Raw genomic sequence first — 20,863 nt, 5'->3', positions numbered from 1 at the left:
TTTTAGGAAGTTTGCGGATCCCAATCCATGTTTATCCCCACCCCCGCTTTTGCCTACTCTGGCGCCAAGGAGTGGCAATTATGTTTCATAACCGCCATAGACCGCCGCATAAGATGTACATAGGACAACTGTTTAGGGAGGGATGGAAGCCATGTTTTACGCACTAAATGGGCGGACATTGAAAAAAGCTCTCATTATTATTTGTTCTGCTTTTTTCACTGCGGTCATCCTATACGCTTATGAAATGAACCGACCCGTGTTTTCGCTTTCCTCTGGGCCTAAGGCCGTGTACAAGGTGGACAATGACCGCGATGAGGTGGCATTGACGTTTGACATTAGCTGGGGGGATGAGAACGCGGAAAAAATTTTGGACGTATTGAAGCAACACGGGATTAAAAACGCAACCTTTTTTTTATCAGCCTCATGGGCTGAACGCCATCCGTCCGTCGTAAAGCGGATCAAAGAGGAAGGGCATGAAATCGGCAGCATGGGGTATAATTTTGTCAATTATGCAGAACTCGAGAACGCTAAAATCCGCCAAGATTTAATGATGGCGGAGAAAGTGTTCGACATGTTAGGTGTGAAAAACGTCGAGTTGCTGCGCCCCCCGGGAGGGAATTTTAACAAAAAGGTGCTAAAAGTTGCGGAGTCTCTCGGCTATACGGTTGTGCATTGGAGCGTTGACTCGAAGGACTGGCTGAATCCCGGCACAGAGCAAATTGTCGCCAACGTCACAAGCGATTTGGAGCCGGGCGATATTGTGCTCCTTCACGCGTCCGACTCGGCCAAACAAACGGCAAAGGCGCTGCCGAAAATTATTGCAGCCATGAAAGAAAACGGCTATAAAAACGCCAGCCTCTCTGAGCTGCTGGCCAACGGTAAAGCAGAAAGCAAAGGGATCGACTAAAAAGGGCGGGAGGCGGGTTTTCGCCTAAAAGCCGCCAGCCTTCCCTCAAGACTTTAGCATGGCCGTTGCAGTTGGATGATATCCTGATCATGTTTCCTTTTAGAATGAGCGGCCCGACAAAAAAGAACAGGCGGCGCTTTACGCGGACGATCCTGCGCCGCCTGTCAATTTATGCAGTATAAGAAGTTGATATGCATTGCATACTAGTAACGGAATCAGCATCAAATATAACCAGTCTCGGTCATTGATGCGCAAAACGGGAAACCATTCAATCACCGTTACCACGACCATAAAGAACAGCGCCGGGACGAATGCCCCTTTGTTCGTCTGCGCGCTTTTTATGTAGGCAACGGCTAAGCCAACCGCCAAAATAAACAAGGCGGTCAATACATACGGGATGATCGAATCGCCTTTATCCGCAAACACCATGTAGCGGAAATAGACTAGATCGAACAGCACGAACATGATCAAAACAAGCTGGACAGCGTTCCAGAGGGAACGGAACATGCCAAGTCCGAACCGATGGACGGTCAAATAGGCAAAAAAGCCCGCCTGGCTGATGACGCTGAAAATAAAGCCGACGCCGACATGCCAAAGCAATACGGCAAGAAATTCAATGACCTCGAAACGTACAAGGAGATGTCCAAACTCTTTCCAATTCAAAACTATCCCGACGGCTGCTGTCGCGATTCCGCCGATCAGCAGCGTGGTCAAAAATAAACGCACCCATTTGCGGCTGTTCACAGCTTCATCCTCCATCGTTTCAGCATAACCCGCTTACCATTTTACCAGCGCCCTTGTGAAAAAGCCAGCTCCGATCTCCCCCATGTATATTTTTTTCCCCAACATTCATATTAAAGGTGAGGGATTTTTGCAGAAAGGAGCTCACTTTCATGAACAAATGCCTACCGCTCCTCTTGCTCAGTTTTCTCATTCTTGGTTCCTGTGCCCCTCAAGAAACCAGCCCCCCTCCCCCGGATTATGACGAAACGAAAAAGATGGTTGTTGACATTTTAAAAACCGACGAGGGGAAAAAGGCGATTCAAGATATTATGTCGGAAGATCAGATGAAGCAGCAACTTGTGATGGATCAAGCCGCTGTGAAAGATACACTCGAAAAGGTGCTGACATCGGAACAAGGGAAAAAATTTTGGGAAACCGCTTTAAAAGACCCGAAATTTGCCGAAAGCTTTGCCAAGGGACTGCAAAAGGAACATGAAAAAATGATAAAAGCGCTGATGAAGGATCCCGACTATCAACAGATGATGATGGACATTTTAAAAGATCCAGAAATGGAAAAGGCCATGATCGAAGTAGTCAAAAGCAAAGAGTTCCGCCAACACTTGCAAAAGGTAGTTACAGAAACGCTAAACAGCCCGCTGTACCAAGCCAAAATTCAAGATATGCTGACAAAAGCGGCGGAATCGCTCCAACAAGGCGCTGAAAAACAAGGAGAAGGGGAAGGAGGAGAAGGGGAAGAAAGCGGCGGAGGCAACCAACAAGGCGGGGGAGGATAATCAATCAAAAAAAGGTGTCCGGCGGGGGACGGGATCGCAACGTTCCAAAGAGCAGGCGATGCAATGCGGTTCCGCGCCATCGGACACCTTTTTCGTTATTCCCCTTAATATTTCTCCGCTATTTTGCGGGCGATATCCATATAAATTTTTCCGATCGGATGATCTTCGGCGTAAATGGACGGAGCGAAATCATCATCGTTCCAGTCCGGCTGCTGAAGGGGCAGCTGCCCGAGCAACTCCGTGTTCAGCTCCTTTGCCAGCTTTTCCCCGCCGCCTTTGCCAAAGACGTATTCCCGCTCACCCGTTTTCCGGCTTTCGTAATACGACATATTTTCAATGACACCGATAATTTCGTGGTCGGTGCGCAGCGCCATTGCCCCAGCGCGGGCAGCGACAAACGCGGCGGTCGGGTGCGGAGTGGTGACGATAATTTCTTTGCATGACGGCAAAAGCGTGTGCACGTCTAACGCGACATCGCCGGTGCCTGGAGGCAAGTCGAGCAGCAAGTAATCCAAGTCGCCCCACTCAACTTCTTTGAAGAAGTTGTTCAGCATTTTTCCAAGCATCGGGCCGCGCCAAATGACCGGAGCATTGTCCTCGACGAAAAAGGCCATCGAAATGACTTTCACCCCAAACCGCTCGACGGGGATGATTTTATCGCCCCGCACTGTCGGACGCTGAGTAATTCCCATCATGTCTGGAACGCTAAACCCATAAATATCGGCGTCGATCAACCCGACTTTTTTGCCAAGCCGGGCGAGCGCGACCGCTAAGTTGACGGAAACCGTTGATTTTCCGACGCCGCCCTTGCCGCTGGCGATGGCGATATACGTCGTTTTTTGCGGATTGTCGCTATATTTCTCAACCACTTCGCGCGGCAGTTCGGCAAACCGCAAGCCGACGGATGCGGCGCCAGCCTCTTTCAGCTGCTGGACGATCGCCGTTTGCACGCGCAGTTGGTCAGGCGTGCCGGTTTTGGCAAGCGCGATCTTTACGCTGACATGGTTTTTCTCTTCCTTAATTTTAATTTCTTGAATGGCGTTTGTTTCCTTAAAGGTCTTGTTTAAAAACGGGTCTTTCATGTTTTCAAGAATGGCTCGCACTTCGTTTTCCGTCAGCATCGTATTCACCAACCCTTTTTCAAATCAATAGTTCCCTTATATATTTACTATACCATAAACCGCCAGATGGCTTCCATTTCGTCCCCCTGCCTGTCCCGGCTTTTCGACATTCGTTACATTGAGTGTTCTTTTCAGATGTATGAATCTCACATTTCGCACCCTCTCGACGAAAATCGGGAGGATTTTTTCGTTCCGATGTCGAATGAATCCTTGACACACAAGGAAAGTGAAGGAGTTTTTCTCTCATGAACGTTCAAGTCAAAAAGGTCTATCGTAATGATTATTTGAATATAATAAGTGCCCTATTCAAGAAACTGGGCCTGCCCCAATTGATTGACCATCTCGTTCCCGTTGATCCACAGTGCCAGACTCGAGTCAGCGATGCCGTTCAGGCCATCATCTACAATCTGTTTGACGGCCGGCAAGCCCTTGTTCACTTGGAACATTGGGCTCAGGAGGTCGATTGTGAGAAACTCATCCGTCCCGATCTCCATCCTTCCTGGTTGAACGACGATGCGTTGGCCCGTCATCTCGATCGCCTGTATGAGGCTGGCATTCACAACGTCATCAGCACTTGCTTGATTCATATTTATCGCAAAGAAGGCCTTTCCCTCCGAGCCTTCCACGCCGATACGACGGACAAGACCGTTTACGGCGCGTATGAATCGGCCTCATTAGAGGCTTTGCAGATCACACATGGCTATAACCGCCATCATCGTTGGCAAAAACAGATCGGTTTCGGACTGGTCGGCAACGAGGACGGCATCCCGTTTTACGGCGATGTGCACGACGGCAACCTGCCTGACAAAACGTGGAATCCGGAGGTGCTGTCCCGTGTCCACGAACAGCTCAAACAAGCCAAGATGGAAGACGAATGGATTTACGTGGCCGATTCCGCCGCGATGACAAAAGACACTCTGGCGCAAACCAAAGCGGCCAACGCCTTTTTGATCACCCGAGGCCCTTCGTCGCTTCGGATCGTGAAACGGGCATTAGCGGAGGCCGATTCGCCTCACATCCCGTGGAGCGAACCCTTTACCCTGGCGGAGAGAAACGGCGCCACGTATCGGGTATGGGAAACATCCTCCACCTATGAAGGCCACCCCGTTCGGCTGATCGTCGTCGAATCGAGTGCGCTCGACCAGCGAAAAGGAAAGACGCTTGAAAAAGAACGAACCAAAGAAGCGGAGCTTCTTCGCGAGGAACAAGCCCGTTGGGAGCGTCACCCCTTCTCCTGCCGGGAAGATGCCGAACAAGCCTTGGCGTCCCTCAAGGCGTCCCTTCGCCCCCGGTTTCATCGGGTTGAGGCCGCGGTCGAAGAGACCGTACGCCTGAAAAAACGGCGCGGACGGCCGAAAAAAGGGGCGGAACCCGAGGTGGAGACGCTGTATTTCTTGCACCTTGACGTCGAATTCGACCAAGACGCGTGGGAACAGGCAAGACGGAAAGCGTCCCGGTTTGTCCTTGTCACGACCGTTCCGAAGGAATGGAAGGGCCAACCCATGGATGCCCAAGAGATCTTGAAGCTGTATAAAGGGCAGATCTCGGTGGAAATGAACTTCGCTTTTTTGAAAGATCCGTTTTTCACGGATGAGATTTACGTCAAAAAACCAGAACGGGTCGCAGTATTAGGCTATTTGTTTCTGTTGGCCTTGGCGATTTACCGCGTTTTTCAGCGCCGAGTGCGCCAGTTCATCACACCCGAACACCCATTAAAGGGCGCCGGAGGCCGCAAGCTGACCCGACCGACGGGGCAGGCGATTTTCCAGCTGTTTCAATATGTGAACGTCGTCCTCCTGGAGCTGCCGGATGGACGCATCCAACGCTCACTGGATCGCTCCCTCACCCCTGAACAACGAAGGATTCTGCAGGGGTTGGGGCTGGATGAGAGCATTTACGTGTAACGTCATACGGAACGACCAGCGATGGTAAAAAAAGGATTGCCATCGCTCGTCGTGTTGGTCAAAAAGTTATTCTGAAAAACTAAATAAAAAATCCTTTGTTTTGACCTTGTTAGGGTGCGAAATGTGAGATGAATGGCGATGGCGCGCTTTTGGACGGGGGAGAACGGTTCTCTCGCCTTGGCCGTTCTTCCCCGCTTGGAAGCAGGGCCTTTCCCGCTTCGGGACGATAAAAAACCTCGCTATTCGCGAGGGGTAGGTTCGTTCGAAAAGTAACGCAGCACTCCTTTGTAAATCGAGGCGGCGAGTTTCGTCTGGTAATGGTCAGAGGCGAGCAGCTCCCGCTCGTCCGGATTCGATAAAAATCCAACTTCAACGAGCGCTCCGGGCTTTTTGGCATGCTTTAGCAAATAAACGGTATCAATCATTTTCGCTACCCGGTGGGTGTTTTCCAAGTTGCGCCGCAACTCGGCTTGGATGAATTTGGCGAGCCGCTCATTTTCGATGAGCGAGCCGTAATAAAACGTCTGTGCCCCCCGCCAGCGCGGGGATGGAATGGCATTGAGGTGAATGCTGATAAACAAATCCGCATCGGAATGGTTAATGAATGATGTTCGTTCGTGCAAATCTTCCGTTTTCCGCCGGCTGTAGCCGCGCGTGGACGGGCTGGCCAAATCGCGGTCTGTCTCTCGCGTCATCAGAACGAGCGCTCCTTGTTGCTGCAAGTAGTCCCGCAATTTTTTCGCGACGTTGAGCGCGATTTCTTTTTCCAGCACCTCGCCGCCGACCGCCCCGCCATCCGGCCCGCCATGGCCGGGGTCTAGGACGATAATTCGCCCGGACAATGGGAGATTCCACGGTTTTGTTGAGGTCAGATCAGAAAATAAAGACGGAAATAACAAAATTCCCGCAATGGCAGCCGCGGTAAAGGCGACAAGCCACTTCCATTTTTCTTTCATCGTTTCTCCTCCCGCGCGTTTCCCTTCTCTATCTTATATGGGACAAGGGGCGGGAATAGAACTTATTCAGTGAAGTTTTAGGCGGCGCCGTTTTTTTCCCCGTTCAAACCCTTCGGTCCACCAGCCGACGATATATTGCTCGCAGGCGTAATAGAGCGACTGGCCGAGCAGATCGTCGTCGATGTTGCCCCAAAAGCAGAGAAAATCAAAAAGTGTGTCAATTAAATATTTCTCCTCTTGCGCGCAACGTCGGCGCACGCTGTCCACAGACTCCCCATAATAGCCGAACCGGCTGTAATGGGCGCCGAGCAAATACGCTTCAATGGCCAGGTCAATGCAGTCTTCCTCAACAGTAGATGGGAAAATCCGGTACATTTGATAGAAAGAGGCAAAATGTTCCAACACTTTGGCCCGCAATTTCTCCAGCGACAACTCCCGCAGCATTTTCCGCTCATAGCGGAGCTGCTTTTCCTGCCTTTTTTCCGCGAATGAAGTGATGACTGTCATCGTGTTTCACGCTCCTTTACGATGTAGTGTTTAACGATCGAACGCAAACATGCGCGCGGGCCAAAGGCAGAAATAAGCAAAAAACCCAGCCAAACTGGCTGGGTTGGACAACACGGTTAACGTTTCGAGAACTGCGGAGCGCGGCGGGCGCCTTTGAGCCCGTATTTTTTCCGCTCTTTGACGCGGGCATCGCGCGTCAGCAAGCCAGCGCGCTTCAATACGGTGCGGAATTCCGGATCGACTTGAAGCAACGCGCGGGCGATGCCGTGGCGAATGGCGCCCGCTTGGCCGGCAAATCCGCCGCCGTGAACGTTCACCAACACGTCGTAGCTGCCGAGCGTTTCTGTCAGTACAAGCGGTTGCTTTACCATTTCGATAAGCGCTTCTGTCGGAATATATTCACGAATGTCTTGTTTGTTGACGATGATGCGTCCATCGCCCGGGACGAGGCGGACGCGAGCAACCGAGCTTTTGCGACGACCTGTACCGTAATATTGTACTTGTGCCAAAATAAATACCCTCCCTTGTCAATTATCCGCGAAGTTCGTATACTTCCGGTTTTTGCGCTTGATGCGGGTGTTCGCTTCCGCGGTAAACATGCAGTTTTTTGAACATTTGACGGCCAAGGCTGCCTTTTGGAAGCATGCCGCGCACCGCCCGTTCAATCATTTGTTCCGGATAATTCGTGCGCATTTCGAGCGCCGTTCTCACTTTCAAACCGCCTGGATATAAGCTGTGGCGATAGTACAATTTTTTCGTTAACTTTTTCCCTGTCAGTTCCACTTTGTCAGCATTGATGACGATCACATGATCCCCGCAGTCAACGTGCGGAGTGAACGTCGGTTTATGTTTGCCGCGCAACAGCGCTGCGACTTCGCTGGCCAGACGACCCAACGTTTTGCCGGCTGCGTCGACAACGTACCATTTACGCTCTACTTCATTCGGTTTCGCCATATAAGTCGTACGCAATGTAGTTCCCTCCTAAAAAGAAAAATGAACAAGTAAAGTTGTTTATTTCAACACGATTGCTGTCCGGGGCTAATCGTGGAAAATACATGCCATATGATATAATAGCTTGCCGGAACGCCAATGTCAAGAAGATGTTACACGGGGACTCGTTGTCTTCACTTATGGCGCCCCGGTTTTTTGTCATCTAAAAGCGTGAGACGACTTTCGAACACGGTGTTCACCACCGGTCAACTGACGGCGAAAAACTCATCATCATAGTACACCCGCCATAAATACAATCCTTCCGCCGGCGCCGTCGGGCCAGCGAGTCTCCGGTCTTTGGCTGCAAGCAATGCTGCAATGTCTGCCGGGGACCGCCTCCCTTGGCCAATTTCAAGCACTGTGCCGACGATGATGCGCACCATGTTGTACAAAAAGCCGCTGCCGATGAACCGGAATTCCATCATCGAACCGTCGGTTTCCACCTCTGCCTGGTAAATGGTGCGTATGCGATCCTCCATTTCCGTTTTGGCGGAGCAGAAGCTCGTAAAGTCATGCGTCCCGATCAGTTGGCGAAGCGCTTCATCCATGGCGCCGATATGCAGCGGGTATGGATGCCACGCGCAGTAATGGCGGCGAAAGACGTCGCGGTCGGCGGCAGTCCACACTTTGTAGCGGTACTCTTTTGCCTTGGCCGAAAAGCGGGCATGAAAGGTGCTGTCTGCCTCCTCTGCCGAACGAACGGCGATATCGTCCGGAAGCTGGGCGTTTAACGCTCTTTTCCACTGTTCAGGAGAAAGCACAAGCGCCGTATCGAAGTGGATGACTTGCCCATAGGCGTGAACCCCGGCATCCGTCCTCCCGGAAGCCGTTACACGCACGGCTTTCCCTTTATGCATCCGTTTGAGCACTTCCTCAATCTCGCCTTGCACCGTCCGTTTTCCCGGCTGAATTTGATAACCGGAAAAATGGGTGCCGTCATACGCTACCACGCATTTGATCCGTCTCGTCATGGCCTTCCTCCGCTATGAGCGTAATAAAAAGAGCAACAGCGCCAGCAGGGCCGTAGCGGCTAACAACACGGTGTCTGCCGGCTTCCAAGCAAGCTGGCGGAGTTTCGTCCGCCCTTCGCCGCCGCGGTAGCCGCGCGCTTCCATCGCCGTCGCCAGCTCATCCGCCCGCTTGAACGAACTGATAAACAGCGGCACAAGAAGCGAGACGATCGCCTTCATCCGCTCAGAGAACCGGCCGCCGGAAAAGTCGACGCCGCGGGCGGCTTGCGCTTTCATAATTTTTTCTGTTTCTTCCATTAAAGTTGGAATGAAGCGGAGCGAAATCGCCATCATTAAGGCGAGCTCATGAACCGGCACGCGCCATTTTTTCAATGGACTAAGCAAGCTTTCGACGCCATCGGTCACTTCAATCGGCGTTGTCGTCAGCGTCAGCATCGTCGTCATGAGCACAAGGAGCAAAAATCGCATGGAAATAAAAATTCCTTGCCGAATGCCGCCTTCGTAAACGGACAGCGCGCCAATCCGGTAGAGGACATCCCCTTCTTTCGTCATCAATACATGCAATAACAACGTAAACAACACGACCCATAAAATCGGCTTTAAGCCGCGCAAAATGAAAGAAAGCGGGATGCGCGACAGGGCTGCAAAAGCAAACGTAAACAACGACAGCACCGCATACGTCACTGCATTATTCGCCAAAAAAACGATGAAAACATAGGCGAATACGATCAGCAGCTTCGCCCGCGGATCTAAACGGTGAATGAGCGAATGGCCAGGCACGTATTGGCCGATAATGAAATGATTAGTCATGAATGCTCACCCTAGAAAACAGTTGCTGGATGGCCTCCACCGTCTGTTCGATCGTCAAACACGGAGAGGGAATGGCGACCCCAAACCGCGCTTCCAGCTCCCGCTTCAACTTGACCGTCTCCGGTACGCTAAGGCCAATGGCGGCAAGCCGATCGGCATCGCGGAACACCTCTTCCGGCGCTCCCTGCCCCCACACCGTCCCTTCATGCATGACGATGATTTGGTCGGCATAGCGGGCGGCATCTTCCATACTATGAGTCACGAGCACCGTTGTTAACCGTTTTTCGCAATGAAGACGGTAAAACATCTCCATAATCTCTTTCCGCCCGCGTGGGTCCAGCCCAGCGGTCGGTTCATCAAGCACCAGCACTTCCGGTTCAAGCGCCAGCACGCCGGCAATGGCGACGCGCCGCATTTGCCCGCCGCTTAAATCGAACGGCGATTTGGCCAACACATCCTCGCTGAGCCCGACTAGTTTGATAAGCTCTCGCGCTTTCCGTTTCGCCTCTTCTTCGGAAACGCCGAAATTAAGCGGGCCAAAACAAATATCCTTCTCGACCGTTTCCTCAAACAACTGGTGTTCCGGAAATTGGAACACAATCCCAACCTTTTTGCGCAGCGGTTTGAGCTGCTTCGGCCGCTTGTCGCCGGTGATGATCTCATCGCCGATTTTTATCGTGCCGCTTGTCGGTTGCAGCAAGCCGTTTAAGTGTTGAAGGAGCGTCGATTTGCCCGAACCGGTGTGGCCAACGATGGCGACGTATGCCCCGCTGGGAATCGACACATTCACATTATACAGCGCCCGGCGGGCGAGCGGCGAACGGGCATTGTATACATGTTCTACTTTTTCGAATACAATGTCCATAGCTCTTCGACCAACTCCTCCGTCGTCAAGTGTGCGGAACGAAGCGGAATGCCTTGTTCCCGCAAACGGCTGCCCATTTTCACGGCAAACGGCAAATCAAGGCCGATGCGCTCGAGCTTGCCCCCAAGCCGAAAGATTTGCTCCGGCGTCCCTTCCGCCATGACCTCACCTTTGTTCATCACGATGATGCGGTCGGCTTTCGCCGCTTCCTCCAAATCGTGCGTGATCGACAATACTGTAATGCGCTGTTGCCGGTTCAAGCGGCGAACCGTCTCGAGCACCTCTTCCCTTCCCCGCGGGTCGAGCATCGATGTCGCTTCATCCAAAATGATCATATCAGGGTGAAGCGCCAAAATGCCGGCGATAGCGACACGCTGCTTTTGCCCGCCGGAAAGCCGGTGCGGCTCGTGTTCGAGAAACGCCTCCATATGCACCAGGCGGATGGCTTCACGGATGCGCTCAATCATTTCATCGCGCGGAACACCATTATTTTCAAGGGCAAAGGCGATATCATCCTCGACAGTTGTCCCGACAAATTGGTTATCTGGATTTTGAAACACCATGCCGACGCGCCGGCGCACCTCCCAGACGGTCGTTTCATCGAGAGGGCGCCCAAACAGGCGAATGACGCCCCGCTCCGGCCGAAGCAAACCGATTAACAGCCGGGCAACGGTCGACTTGCCGGATCCGTTATGGCCGACAATCGCCAGCCACTCCCCGCGTCCGGCCTGGAAGCTCACGTTTTGCACTGCATACTCCGATTGATTCGGATAACGGAAATACACTCCTTCGATCGAAAGGATCGGTTCGGCCATGATTGTTTCTCCTCGCCTTGGCACGTTTCCGGCCGTGCCTTGCTAAATGATGGTAAACAAAAAAAGGGCATAGATCCAGTTCAAACGAAACTGTCTCGCCCTTGTTGAAATGAAACCGTTACACGAGCTCAATAATGACCATCGGCGCCCCGTCTCCGCGGCGAGGACCAAGTTTCATAATGCGTGTATAGCCGCCTTGGCGGTCTTGGTAGCGCGGCGCAATGTCACTGAACAGCTTTTGCAGTGCATCTTGGCCGGTTTCACTGTTGGCGACTTCCTTGCGGATAAATGCCGCTGCTTGACGACGGGCATGCAAATCGCCGCGTTTGCCGAGCGTGATCATTTTTTCGATAACCGCGCGCAATTCTTTTGCTCGCGCTTCCGTCGTTTCGATGCGTTCATTGATGATTAAATCTGTCGCTAAATCGCGAAGCAATGCTTTCCGTTGAGAAGTCGTGCGTCCTAGTTTTCTGTACGACATCAAATGTCCCTCCCTTTTAAAATGATGTGTTCCTCATTGCTGTCGTAGTCGATCGGCGCTTAACGCCAAATCTATGGCCAACGCGCATGTCCGCCCCACCGGGCGGGGCTGGCGCTTAATCGTCTTTACGGAGGCTAAGCCCCAGCTCCGCTAACTTCGCTTTCACTTCTTCGAGCGATTTGCGGCCGAGGTTGCGCACTTTCATCATATCCTCTTCCGTTTTTTGCGTCAGCTCCTGAACGGTGTTAATGCCGGCACGCTTCAAGCAGTTGTAGGAACGGACAGACAGATCGAGCTCCTCGATCGTCATTTCCAGCACTTTTTCTTTTTGATCGTCCTCTTTCTCTACCATGATTTCAGCATTTTGCGCTTCATCCGTCAAGCCGACAAAAATGTTCAAGTGCTCGGTTAAAATTTTCGCCCCAAGGGAAATGGCTTCTTTCGGCCCGATGCTCCCATCGGTCCAAACGTCGATCGTCAATTTGTCATAGTCGGTCACTTGGCCGACCCGTGTATTTTCGACCTGATAGGAAACACGGGAGACCGGCGTATAGATGGAGTCGATCGGAATCACGCCGATGGGCTGGTCCTCGCGCTTGTTCGCCTCGGCCGGGACATACCCACGTCCCCGTCTGGCGGTCATGCGCATGCGCAGGCGACCGCCTTCCGCCAGCGTAGCAATATGAAGGTCCGGGTTTAAAATTTCTACATCGCTGTCGTGAGTAATATCGGCAGCCGTGACAACTCCTTCACCCTGCACATCAATTTCCAACGTTTTCTCTTCATCTGAATAAATCTTCAACGCCAATTTTTTGATATTCAAGATGATGGCTGTCACATCCTCGACGACGCCGTCAATCGTTGAAAACTCGTGCAGTACACCGTCGATTTGCACCGATGTCACAGCCGCACCAGGGAGTGAAGACAATAGGATACGACGTAAGGAGTTCCCTAAAGTTGTACCATATCCACGCTCAAGCGGTTCGACGACGAATTTGCCGTATTTGGCATCTTCGCTCAGTTCGACCGTTTCAATTTTCGGCTTTTCAATTTCAATCATCGATTATTATACCCTCCTTCAAAACGTCGAGACCCCGACCAAACGGTACACGCCTAACAACATTCCCCCATGAATCTCTCTCTTTCAGCTTGCCGGCGGCCAAAGCCGGCTTCCCTGTCACGGTCTTTATCATATCCCATTATTGACAATGGTTCAAATTCTATACAGGGGCGTTACACGCGGCGACGTTTTGGCGGACGGCATCCATTGTGCGGGATTGGAGTGACGTCTTTGATCGCCGTAATTTCCAACCCGGCTGCCTGCAACGCACGGATCGCTGCCTCACGGCCAGCCCCCGGACCTTTGACGTTCACTTCGACCGTTTTCATGCCGTGTTCCATCGACGCTTTCGCTGCCGCTTCGGCTGCCATTTGCGCCGCAAACGGCGTCGATTTACGCGAGCCTTTGAATCCGAGCGAACCGGCGCTCGCCCAGGCGATGGCGTTGCCATGAACGTCCGTAATCGTCACGATCGTGTTGTTGAAAGTCGAACGGATATGAGCGATGCCAGTGTCAATATTTTTTCTCACCCGGCGTTTGCGAGTGTTTGTTCTGCGTGCCATTCGTCAAATGACCTCCTTTGCGTGATTATTTTTTCTTATTCGCTACCGTACGGCGCGGACCTTTGCGCGTGCGGGCATTGTTTTTCGTGTTTTGGCCGCGAACCGGCAATCCGCGGCGATGGCGGAGTCCGCGATAGCAACCGATTTCCATCAGCCGTTTAATGTTTAACGATACTTCGCGGCGCAAATCCCCTTCCACTTTTAAGCGGCCGACGATTTCGCGAATGCGGCCAAGCTCTTCTTCCGTTAAGTCACGGACGCGCGTGTCTTCCGATACCCCTGCTTCTTTTAAGATTTTTTGCGCCGTTGGTTTGCCGATCCCGTAAATGTATGTTAACGAAATGACTACGCGCTTGTCGCGCGGAATGTCAACACCTGCAATACGTGCCATCGTAGTACACCTCCTTGGAAATTACCCTTGACGTTGTTTGTGTTTTGGATTTTCACAAATGACCATGACTTTGCCGCGTCTGCGAATAACTTTGCATTTTTCGCAAATCGGTTTGACAGATGGTCTCACTTTCATGTTGTTTACCTCCTTATTAAACGGAGTGCAATCTTTTATTTATACCGATACGTGATTCGTCCACGCGTCAAATCATAGGGCGACAATTCCACCGTCACTCGGTCGCCGGGCAAAATGCGGATGAAGTGCATGCGGATTTTGCCGGACACATGGGCCAATACCGTATGCCCATTTTCTAATTCTACACGAAACATCGCATTTGGCAATGTTTCAATGACGGTGCCTTCTACTTCAATGACATCGTCTTTTGCCATCGAGCGGCTCCCCCTCCTTCGAATGAGTAACATTGTGTTACGCAAAACCGGACGGACATAAGGCGGCGCAATTGTCCACGGTGAACGGGAAGGTCGGTAAGCGGCCGCCTTGATCGCGGAATCGACAAAACAGCTTTAGACAACTGCAAACGTTGAAAACGGTTCGCCGATCTGCCCGAGCGCCTCGAGGCGGCTCTGCCTCGATCCGTTCACGTTAAAATTTCATAGCCATTTTCCGTAATCACAATCGTATGTTCAAAATGGGCACACCGTTTTCCGTCCGCCGTCACGACGGTCCAGTCATCAGCCAACGTTTTGACATGGCGGCTGCCCGCATTGACCATCGGTTCGATGCATAGCGTCATCCCCGGACGCAAAATCGGCCCTTTATTCGGCGGCCCATAATGTGGGACTTGCGGGTCTTCATGTAAGTGTTGACCAATTCCATGCCCCACATACTCGCGAACGACGGAAAAATGGTGCGCTTCAACATACGTTTGAATCGCATGAGAAATGTTCGTCAAACGAGCGCCTGGCTTCGCCTCGGCGAGTCCGACATACAACGATTGTTCTGTTACGTCGAGCAGCCGCTTCGTCTCCGCATCGATCTCCCCAACGGGATACGTCCAGGCGGAGTCGGCGTGATACCCTTCATACTGGGCACCCACATCGATCGTAATAATGTCGCCCTCGCATAACACACGGTCGCCGGGAATGCCGTGCACAAGCTCCTCATTGACTGAAGCGCAAATGCTTCCCGGGAACCCTTGGTATCCTTTAAACGATGGAACGGCGCCATGGGAACGAATCACTTCCTCCGCGATGGCATCCAGTTCCTTTGTCGTGACCCCGGGGCGAATATGGTTTTTCAACTCTTCCAACGTAGCGGAAACAATTTTTCCAGCCTCGCGCATGAGGGTGATTTCGTGCGCGGTTTTGCAAATGATCATCGAGCAAGTCCCCCGAGCAATTCACGAATATCGGCAAACACCTTTTCCATGTCCTGTTCGCCGTTAATGTGGCGCAAATAACCTTTTTGTTCGTAAAAGTCAAGGAGCGGCTTCATTTGTTTCATATTCACTTCGAGCCGGTTCGCCACTGTCGCTTCGTTATCATCGGCGCGCTGGTACAATTCCCCCCCGCACTTATCGCAAACACCCGGTTTCGCCGGCGGATGAAAAACAAGATGGTACGTCGCTCCGCAGTTGCGGCAAATCCGTCTGCCGGTCAAGCGCTCCATTAAAACGTCTTGGCGGACATCGATATGGATGACATAGTCAAGTTTGCGGCCGATGTCGGCCAACATCGTTTCCAGCGCCTCCGCTTGAGCGACCGTGCGCGGGAATCCATCGAGCAAAAAACCGTTTTGGCAATCGTCTTTGCTCAGCCGTTCACGGACAATGCCGATCGTCACTTCATCCGGAACAAGGTCGCCGCGGTCCATATATTGCTTCGCTTGAAGCCCTAGCGGCGTTCCTTCCTTCATCGCCGCCCGAAACATATCGCCCGTTGAAATGTGCGGAATACCGTAAGCCGCTACGATTTTCTCGGCCTGCGTGCCTTTGCCGGCACCCGGAAGCCCCATCAGCACTAAATTCATCCTAACTCCCCCTATCGGCAAGGGATGCCCGCTCTTGCCTTCTTTATTTGATGAATCCACGGTAATGGCGTTTCACCAGCTGGCTCTCAAGCTGTTTCATTGTCTCCAGCGCCACGCCGACGACAATGAGCAAGCTCGTACCGCCAATTTGCGCAGAAGGTGGCAAGTTCGCAACGTTCACGAAGAACACCGGCAGCACGGCAATGACCGCTAAAAAGACAGAGCCGACGAGCGTCAGCCGGTACAAAATTCTCGTTACATACTCTTGTGTATTCTTTCCAGGACGGATGCCTGGAATGTAGCCGCCTTGCTTCTTCAAATTCTCCGCCATTTGCTCCGGGTTGACTTGGACGAACGCATAAAAGTACGTAAACGCGATAATAAGCACGACGTAAATCGTCATGCCAATCGGATGGGTATAATCAAACGTTCGGCGAATCCACAATGTTACATCATTCGTGCCAAAAAACGATGCGATCGTCGGTGGTGCAATTAAAAATGAGATCGCAAAAATCACTGGAATAACCCCGGCCGGGTTCACTTTTAACGGCAAGTGGGTGGAATGGCCGCCAACCGGACTCCGGCCTTCAAGCCGTTTGGCATATTGGATCGGAATTTTCCGGAACGCCTGCTGGATGTAAATGACCCCAACGATGACGGCGATGACCGCCAACGCCACGAGCAGGAGCCGGACGATGCGCAAAAACAAATCTTCCCCGACATTTTCAAACTGTTGGGCGTAAATTTGGTTCAAGACCGTCGGAATGCCTGAGACAATTCCGGCGAAAATAATGATCGAAATGCCATTGCCCACGCCTTTCGCGGTGATCTGTTCGCCGAGCCACATTAAAAATGCGGTGCCGGCCGTCAAGACAACCGCGATCAACAAATACGTGCCGATGCCCGGATTTCGAATGAGCATCCCGCCGGCTAAATTGTTGAAGCCGTACGACATGCCAAGCGCTTGGATAAACCCGAGCACGACCGTGAAATAGCGGGTAAACTGAGCTAATTTACGCCGGCCAACCTCGCCTTGCTTCGACCATTCTGTAAATTTCGGAACGACGTCCATTTGCAGCAGCTGGACGATAATCGACGCGGTGATGTAGGGCATAACCCCCATGGCAAAAATTGAAAAGTTTTGCAGCGCCCCGCCGCCAAAAATGTTCAGGACGCCGAACGCATTTAATTCATCTTGCAGCTTGAGCACATCAGTGTTCACGCTCGGAACCGGGATGAACGTTCCGATGCGGAACACGATCAGCATAAGAAGAGTGAAAATGATTTTGTTTCGAATATCACTGACGCGCATAAAGTTGGAGATTGTCCGAAACATTAAATCACCTCAGTTTTACCGCCAGCCGCTTCAATGGCCTCTTTCGCCGATGCTGAGAATTTATGTGCTTTGACCGTCAGTTTTTTCTCGATTTGGCCTTTGCCTAAAATTTTCACACCCGATTTCAACTTGCTAATAACGCCCGTTTCAAGGAGCAATTCCGGCGTTACTTCCGTTCCGTCTTCAAAACGGTTCAGTTTTTCCAAGTTCACGACTGCATATTCTTTCCGGTTGATGTTCGTGAAGCCGCGCTTCGGCAAACGGCGGAACAACGGTGTTTGACCGCCCTCAAAACCGAGGCGAACCCCCCCACCCGAGCGGGCATTTTGACCTTTTTGACCACGTCCGGACGTTTTGCCGTTGCCTGACCCGATCCCGCGGCCGACACGAACCGCTTTCTTCCGGGAACCCGGCGCTGGTTGCAATTCATGAAGTTTCATGGCGAAGCACCTCCTTACGATTATTCCTCAATTTCTTTCACTTTGACCAGATGAGCGACTTTGTTGATCATCCCGCGGATGGCAGGATTGTCGTTATGGACGACCGTTTGATGCATTTTCCGCAAGCCGAGCGTTCTGACGGTAATGCGCTGATCTTCCGGACGGCCAATCACGCTGCGCGTGAGGGTAATCGCCAGTTTTTTTGCCATGATCGTTCCCTCCTTATCCTAACAGTTCCTCGACTGTTTTGCCGCGCAATTTTGCTACGTCTTCGGCGCGTTTTAATTGTTTCAACCCATCGAACGTGGCGCGCACCATGTTGATTGGCGTGTTCGAGCCGATCGATTTTGACAAAATGTCGCTGATGCCCGCCAGCTCTAATACGGCACGGGCCGGACCGCCGGCGATAACCCCGGTACCTTCAGAGGCCGGTTTTAAAATGATTTCCCCAGCGCCGAAGTGGCCGATGACTTCATGTGGAATCGTTGTGCCGACGATCGGCACTTCAATTAAGTTTTTCTTCGCATCTTCAATGGCTTTGCGGATCGCTTCCGGAACTTCTTGCGCTTTCCCGGTGCCAAATCCGACGTGGCCGTTTTTATCGCCGACGACGACGAGAGCTGAAAAGCGCAGGCGACGTCCGCCTTTCACGACTTTTGCTACACGGTTGACCGCGACTACACGCTCTTCGAGTTCGAGTTTATTTGGATCGATACGACGCATCGTTGTCCCTCCTTTGTGATTAGAATTCCAGACCGGCTTCGCGGGCGGCATCCGCTAGTGCTTTCACCCGGCCATGGTACAAATATCCGCCGCGATCGAAAACGACTTGTTTGATGCCTTTTTCCAACGCCCGTTTGGCGACAAGTTCGCCGACTTTTTTCGCCGCCTCAATGTTGTTCGTCGAATCTAAGCCGAACTCTTTATCCAATGTCGACGCGCTGACAATCGTTGCTGATTTTGTATCATCAATAATTTGTGCATAAATATGTTTGTTCGAACGGAACACGCTCAACCGCGGACGTTCAGTCGTGCCGAAGATTTTTTTCCGGATGCGCGCGTGTCTTTTTTTGCGGACCGCGTTTCGGTCAACTTTTGTGATCATCGAGTGTCACTCCTTTCGCTTCGCTATGCCGCGTTATTTACCAGTTTTGCCTTCCTTCAGGCGCACCAATTCGCCTTCGTAGCGAATGCCTTTGCCTTTATACGGCTCCGGCGGACGTACAGCACGAATGTTGGCTGCCAATTCGCCGACGCGTTGTTTGTCTGCCCCTTTGACGATAATTTTCGTTTGGGACGGCACTTCGATTTCGAGCCCTTCCTCTGGCTCAATTTCTACCGGATGGGAGTAACCGACGCTCAACACAAGCTTTTTCCCTTGTTTGGACGCCCGGTACCCGACACCAACGAGTTCGAGCGCTTTTTCATACCCTTTCGAAACGCCTTCGACCATGTTGGCGAGCAAGCTGCGCGTCGTGCCGTGGAGCGCGCGGTGATGTTTTTCATCGCTTGGGCGCGTAACGGTGATCACATTGCCCTCAACGGTGATCGTCATATCCGGATGGAACGTGCGGGTTAATTCCCCTTTTGGCCCTTTGACCGTAACGGTATTGCCGTTCACAGTAACGGTGACACCGGCAGGAATTTCAATTGGTTTTTTGCCGACACGTGACATGTCAAACACACCTCCATTCTTGAGCAAATAAATTACCAAACGTAGGCGATTACTTCGCCGCCCGTGCCTTTTTGCCGTGCTTCTTTGTCCGTTAAGACGCCTTGCGATGTCGAAAGAATCGCGATGCCTAAGCCGTTTAAGACGCGCGGCACTTCATGAGCCTTGACGTATACGCGCAAACCGGGTTTGCTGATGCGTTTCAGCCCTGTAATGACGCGTTCATTGTTCGGGCCATACTTCAAGAAGATGCGGAGAATGCCTTGTTTGTTGTCTTCGATATATTCATAATCACGAATAAACCCTTCGCGCTTTAAAATTTCGGCGATTTCCCGCTTGATTTTCGAAGCCGGGACTTCGAGCTTTTCGTGACGAACCATATTCGCATTCCGAATGCGGGTCAGCATATCAGCAATTGGATCTGTCATCACCATTTTGTTTTACCTCCTTCCCAATCAATGGGTTGATTACCAGCTGGCTTTTTTGATGCCAGGAAGTTGACCTTTATATGCGAGTTCACGGAAACAAATACGGCAAAGTTTAAACTTGCGGTAAACCGAATGCGGGCGGCCGCAGCGCTCGCAGCGGGTATACGCTCTTACTTTAAACTTCGGCGTCCGTTTTTGTTTCGCGATCATCGATTTTTTAGCCACGATTTCGCCTCCCTTGCCTTATGGGATCATTATTTTTGGAATGGCATGCCCAGCAACGCCAGCAGTTCACGCGCTTCTTCGTCCGTGTTGGCCGTTGTGACGATCACGATATCCATGCCGCGCACTTTGTTCACTTTATCGTAGTCAATTTCCGGGAAAATGAGCTGCTCTTTAATGCCGAGCGTATAGTTGCCGCGGCCATCGAACGCTTTTTTCGATACCCCGCGGAAGTCGCGCACGCGCGGGAGCGAGACCGAGATCAACTTATCAAGAAATTCATACATCCGTTCACCGCGCAACGTTACTTTTGCACCGATCGGCATCCCTTGGCGGAGACGGAAGCCCGCAATCGATTTTTTCGCGCGCGTCACAACCGGACGCTGGCCGGCGATCAACGTCAGCTCTTCGACGGCGCTGTCTAATGCTTTCGGGTTTTGCACCGCGTCGCCGACACCCATGTTGATGACGATTTTTTCGATTTTCGGCACTTGCATGATCGATTTATAGTTGAACTTGCTCATCAGAGCAGGAACGACTTCTTTTACATACTTCTCTTTTAGGCGGTTCATAAAGGTACCTCCTTTCCTGCGTCACGATTATTTATCTAAAATCTCTCCGGATTTTTTCGCGTAGCGCACTTTTTTACCGTCGACAATTTTGTAGCCGATGCGCGTCGGTTCGCCTGTTTTCGGATCTAACGGCATCACTTTCGACACGTGGATCGGCGCCTCTTTTTCGATGATGCCGCCTTGCGGATTCGCTTGCGACGGTTTCGCATGCTTTTTCACAATGTTGACGCCCTCAACGATGACGCGGTTTTTCTTCGGAAACGCCGCCAGGATGACGCCTTGTTTGCCTTTGTCTTTGCCGGAGATTACTTGCACTTTGTCACCTTTTTTTACATGCATCGCATTC

At 51.8% G+C, this 20,863-nt stretch carries 31 protein-coding genes; 3 read left to right on the top strand and 28 right to left on the bottom strand.

Features of this window, described 5'->3' with window-relative positions:
• The first annotated feature begins 151 nt into the window (after nucleotides 1-151).
• Nucleotides 152-907 carry a polysaccharide deacetylase family sporulation protein PdaB gene (gene pdaB, locus ACR1UW_RS02715; protein ID WP_498935234.1) on the top strand — a complete coding sequence of 252 codons (756 nt, stop codon included), beginning with the start codon at nucleotides 152-154 and terminating at the stop codon, nucleotides 905-907.
• Nucleotides 908-1,045: 138 nt separating this feature from the next.
• Here the strand turns inward: pdaB and ACR1UW_RS02710 are convergent, their stop codons facing one another.
• Nucleotides 1,046-1,651, bottom strand: a complete 606-nt coding sequence (locus ACR1UW_RS02710) for a KinB-signaling pathway activation protein (RefSeq protein ID WP_033008717.1) — start codon at nucleotides 1,649-1,651, stop codon at nucleotides 1,046-1,048.
• A 149-nt stretch (nucleotides 1,652-1,800) separates the two neighbouring features.
• On the opposite strand from ACR1UW_RS02710, the gene gerD reads away from it, so the two are divergent.
• On the top strand, nucleotides 1,801-2,424 hold the full coding sequence (gene gerD, locus ACR1UW_RS02705; RefSeq protein ID WP_498934471.1) for a spore germination lipoprotein GerD: 624 nt from the start codon (nucleotides 1,801-1,803) through the stop codon (nucleotides 2,422-2,424).
• A 104-nt stretch (nucleotides 2,425-2,528) separates the two neighbouring features.
• On the opposite strand, the gene salA is transcribed toward gerD, so the two are convergent.
• Nucleotides 2,529-3,545: an iron-sulfur carrier protein/transcriptional regulator SalA gene (gene salA / locus ACR1UW_RS02700; protein ID WP_033008706.1), complete on the bottom strand. Its 1,017-nt coding sequence runs from the start codon at nucleotides 3,543-3,545 to the stop codon at nucleotides 2,529-2,531.
• 245 nt (nucleotides 3,546-3,790) lie between these two features.
• Between salA and ACR1UW_RS02695 the strand changes: the two genes are divergently transcribed.
• A complete protein-coding gene (locus ACR1UW_RS02695) occupies nucleotides 3,791-5,449 on the top strand; it encodes an IS1634 family transposase (protein ID WP_429903820.1) in 1,659 nt (552 codons plus the stop codon).
• 239 nt (nucleotides 5,450-5,688) lie between these two features.
• Here the strand turns inward: ACR1UW_RS02695 and cwlD are convergent, their stop codons facing one another.
• From cwlD to rplX, 26 genes are all read right to left on the bottom strand, one after another.
• Nucleotides 5,689-6,405: an N-acetylmuramoyl-L-alanine amidase CwlD gene (cwlD, locus tag ACR1UW_RS02690; protein WP_429882191.1), complete on the bottom strand. Its 717-nt coding sequence runs from the start codon at nucleotides 6,403-6,405 to the stop codon at nucleotides 5,689-5,691.
• A 66-nt stretch (nucleotides 6,406-6,471) separates the two neighbouring features.
• Complete coding sequence (locus ACR1UW_RS02685; protein ID WP_237419689.1) at nucleotides 6,472-6,912, bottom strand: YbaK family protein; 441 nt, start codon at nucleotides 6,910-6,912, stop codon at nucleotides 6,472-6,474.
• Between the two features lie 116 nt (nucleotides 6,913-7,028).
• Entirely contained in the window at nucleotides 7,029-7,421 is a 393-nt protein-coding gene (gene rpsI, locus ACR1UW_RS02680; RefSeq protein WP_033008697.1) for a 30S ribosomal protein S9, read from the bottom strand.
• 22 nt (nucleotides 7,422-7,443) lie between these two features.
• The gene (gene rplM, locus ACR1UW_RS02675; protein ID WP_011229651.1) at nucleotides 7,444-7,881 is read right to left on the bottom strand and encodes a 50S ribosomal protein L13; all 438 of its coding nucleotides are present in this window, start codon (nucleotides 7,879-7,881) and stop codon (nucleotides 7,444-7,446) included.
• Between the two features lie 227 nt (nucleotides 7,882-8,108).
• On the bottom strand, nucleotides 8,109-8,873 hold the full coding sequence (gene truA / locus ACR1UW_RS02670) for a tRNA pseudouridine(38-40) synthase TruA (protein WP_033008695.1): 765 nt from the start codon (nucleotides 8,871-8,873) through the stop codon (nucleotides 8,109-8,111).
• A gap of 12 nt (nucleotides 8,874-8,885) precedes the next feature.
• On the bottom strand, nucleotides 8,886-9,683 hold the full coding sequence (locus ACR1UW_RS02665) for an energy-coupling factor transporter transmembrane component T family protein (RefSeq protein WP_033008694.1): 798 nt from the start codon (nucleotides 9,681-9,683) through the stop codon (nucleotides 8,886-8,888).
• Nucleotides 9,676-10,548 (bottom strand): energy-coupling factor ABC transporter ATP-binding protein, encoded by an 873-nt coding sequence (locus tag ACR1UW_RS02660; protein WP_033008692.1) that lies wholly within the window; start codon nucleotides 10,546-10,548, stop codon nucleotides 9,676-9,678. Before ACR1UW_RS02660 ends, ACR1UW_RS02665 begins: the two co-directional genes overlap by 8 nt.
• Nucleotides 10,524-11,363, bottom strand: coding sequence for an energy-coupling factor ABC transporter ATP-binding protein (locus tag ACR1UW_RS02655; protein WP_033008690.1), 840 nt, complete (start codon nucleotides 11,361-11,363; stop codon nucleotides 10,524-10,526). The genes ACR1UW_RS02660 and ACR1UW_RS02655 overlap by 25 nt, the downstream gene beginning before the upstream one ends.
• Nucleotides 11,364-11,481: 118 nt before the next feature.
• Nucleotides 11,482-11,844 carry a 50S ribosomal protein L17 gene (gene rplQ / locus ACR1UW_RS02650; protein ID WP_033017237.1) on the bottom strand — a complete coding sequence of 121 codons (363 nt, stop codon included), beginning with the start codon at nucleotides 11,842-11,844 and terminating at the stop codon, nucleotides 11,482-11,484.
• A gap of 115 nt (nucleotides 11,845-11,959) precedes the next feature.
• The gene (locus tag ACR1UW_RS02645; RefSeq protein ID WP_033008688.1) at nucleotides 11,960-12,904 is read right to left on the bottom strand and encodes a DNA-directed RNA polymerase subunit alpha; all 945 of its coding nucleotides are present in this window, start codon (nucleotides 12,902-12,904) and stop codon (nucleotides 11,960-11,962) included.
• 173 nt (nucleotides 12,905-13,077) lie between these two features.
• Nucleotides 13,078-13,467, bottom strand: a complete 390-nt coding sequence (gene rpsK / locus ACR1UW_RS02640; protein ID WP_011229644.1) for a 30S ribosomal protein S11 — start codon at nucleotides 13,465-13,467, stop codon at nucleotides 13,078-13,080.
• A 25-nt stretch (nucleotides 13,468-13,492) separates the two neighbouring features.
• Nucleotides 13,493-13,858, bottom strand: a complete 366-nt coding sequence (rpsM, locus tag ACR1UW_RS02635; protein WP_008881920.1) for a 30S ribosomal protein S13 — start codon at nucleotides 13,856-13,858, stop codon at nucleotides 13,493-13,495.
• A gap of 21 nt (nucleotides 13,859-13,879) precedes the next feature.
• Nucleotides 13,880-13,993 (bottom strand): 50S ribosomal protein L36, encoded by a 114-nt coding sequence (gene rpmJ, locus ACR1UW_RS02630; RefSeq protein WP_003247619.1) that lies wholly within the window; start codon nucleotides 13,991-13,993, stop codon nucleotides 13,880-13,882.
• A gap of 35 nt (nucleotides 13,994-14,028) precedes the next feature.
• Nucleotides 14,029-14,247, bottom strand: a complete 219-nt coding sequence (gene infA, locus ACR1UW_RS02625; protein WP_011229642.1) for a translation initiation factor IF-1 — start codon at nucleotides 14,245-14,247, stop codon at nucleotides 14,029-14,031.
• Between the two features lie 209 nt (nucleotides 14,248-14,456).
• The gene (gene map, locus ACR1UW_RS02620) at nucleotides 14,457-15,197 is read right to left on the bottom strand and encodes a type I methionyl aminopeptidase (protein WP_033008687.1); all 741 of its coding nucleotides are present in this window, start codon (nucleotides 15,195-15,197) and stop codon (nucleotides 14,457-14,459) included.
• Nucleotides 15,194-15,847, bottom strand: a complete 654-nt coding sequence (locus ACR1UW_RS02615; RefSeq protein WP_033008686.1) for an adenylate kinase — start codon at nucleotides 15,845-15,847, stop codon at nucleotides 15,194-15,196. The genes map and ACR1UW_RS02615 overlap by 4 nt, the downstream gene beginning before the upstream one ends.
• Before the next feature lie 43 nt (nucleotides 15,848-15,890).
• Entirely contained in the window at nucleotides 15,891-17,183 is a 1,293-nt protein-coding gene (gene secY, locus ACR1UW_RS02610; protein WP_063210959.1) for a preprotein translocase subunit SecY, read from the bottom strand.
• The gene (rplO, locus tag ACR1UW_RS02605; RefSeq protein WP_011229638.1) at nucleotides 17,183-17,623 is read right to left on the bottom strand and encodes a 50S ribosomal protein L15; all 441 of its coding nucleotides are present in this window, start codon (nucleotides 17,621-17,623) and stop codon (nucleotides 17,183-17,185) included. The genes secY and rplO overlap by 1 nt, the downstream gene beginning before the upstream one ends.
• 20 nt (nucleotides 17,624-17,643) lie before the next feature.
• Nucleotides 17,644-17,832, bottom strand: a complete 189-nt coding sequence (gene rpmD / locus ACR1UW_RS02600) for a 50S ribosomal protein L30 (RefSeq protein ID WP_033008683.1) — start codon at nucleotides 17,830-17,832, stop codon at nucleotides 17,644-17,646.
• A gap of 13 nt (nucleotides 17,833-17,845) precedes the next feature.
• Nucleotides 17,846-18,346, bottom strand: a complete 501-nt coding sequence (gene rpsE / locus ACR1UW_RS02595; protein ID WP_033008682.1) for a 30S ribosomal protein S5 — start codon at nucleotides 18,344-18,346, stop codon at nucleotides 17,846-17,848.
• A 19-nt stretch (nucleotides 18,347-18,365) separates the two neighbouring features.
• Entirely contained in the window at nucleotides 18,366-18,728 is a 363-nt protein-coding gene (gene rplR / locus ACR1UW_RS02590; protein ID WP_033008681.1) for a 50S ribosomal protein L18, read from the bottom strand.
• A gap of 33 nt (nucleotides 18,729-18,761) precedes the next feature.
• Entirely contained in the window at nucleotides 18,762-19,298 is a 537-nt protein-coding gene (gene rplF, locus ACR1UW_RS02585) for a 50S ribosomal protein L6 (RefSeq protein ID WP_011229634.1), read from the bottom strand.
• 32 nt (nucleotides 19,299-19,330) lie between these two features.
• Complete coding sequence (gene rpsH / locus ACR1UW_RS02580; protein WP_033008676.1) at nucleotides 19,331-19,729, bottom strand: 30S ribosomal protein S8; 399 nt, start codon at nucleotides 19,727-19,729, stop codon at nucleotides 19,331-19,333.
• Nucleotides 19,730-19,762: 33 nt separating this feature from the next.
• On the bottom strand, nucleotides 19,763-19,948 hold the full coding sequence (locus ACR1UW_RS02575; RefSeq protein WP_003247599.1) for a type Z 30S ribosomal protein S14: 186 nt from the start codon (nucleotides 19,946-19,948) through the stop codon (nucleotides 19,763-19,765).
• A 29-nt stretch (nucleotides 19,949-19,977) separates the two neighbouring features.
• Nucleotides 19,978-20,517 carry a 50S ribosomal protein L5 gene (gene rplE / locus ACR1UW_RS02570; protein WP_033008675.1) on the bottom strand — a complete coding sequence of 180 codons (540 nt, stop codon included), beginning with the start codon at nucleotides 20,515-20,517 and terminating at the stop codon, nucleotides 19,978-19,980.
• A 27-nt stretch (nucleotides 20,518-20,544) separates the two neighbouring features.
• Nucleotides 20,545-20,856 (bottom strand): 50S ribosomal protein L24, encoded by a 312-nt coding sequence (rplX, locus tag ACR1UW_RS02565; RefSeq protein WP_011229631.1) that lies wholly within the window; start codon nucleotides 20,854-20,856, stop codon nucleotides 20,545-20,547.
• Nucleotides 20,857-20,863 lie beyond the last annotated feature (7 nt).

This window comes from Geobacillus lituanicus (genome assembly GCF_050994965.1).
GTDB classification, from domain to species: Bacteria; Bacillota; Bacilli; order Bacillales; family Anoxybacillaceae; genus Geobacillus; species Geobacillus stearothermophilus.
The sequence above is the reverse complement of the archived record's forward strand: the minus strand, read 5'-3'. Positions and strand labels throughout refer to the sequence as shown.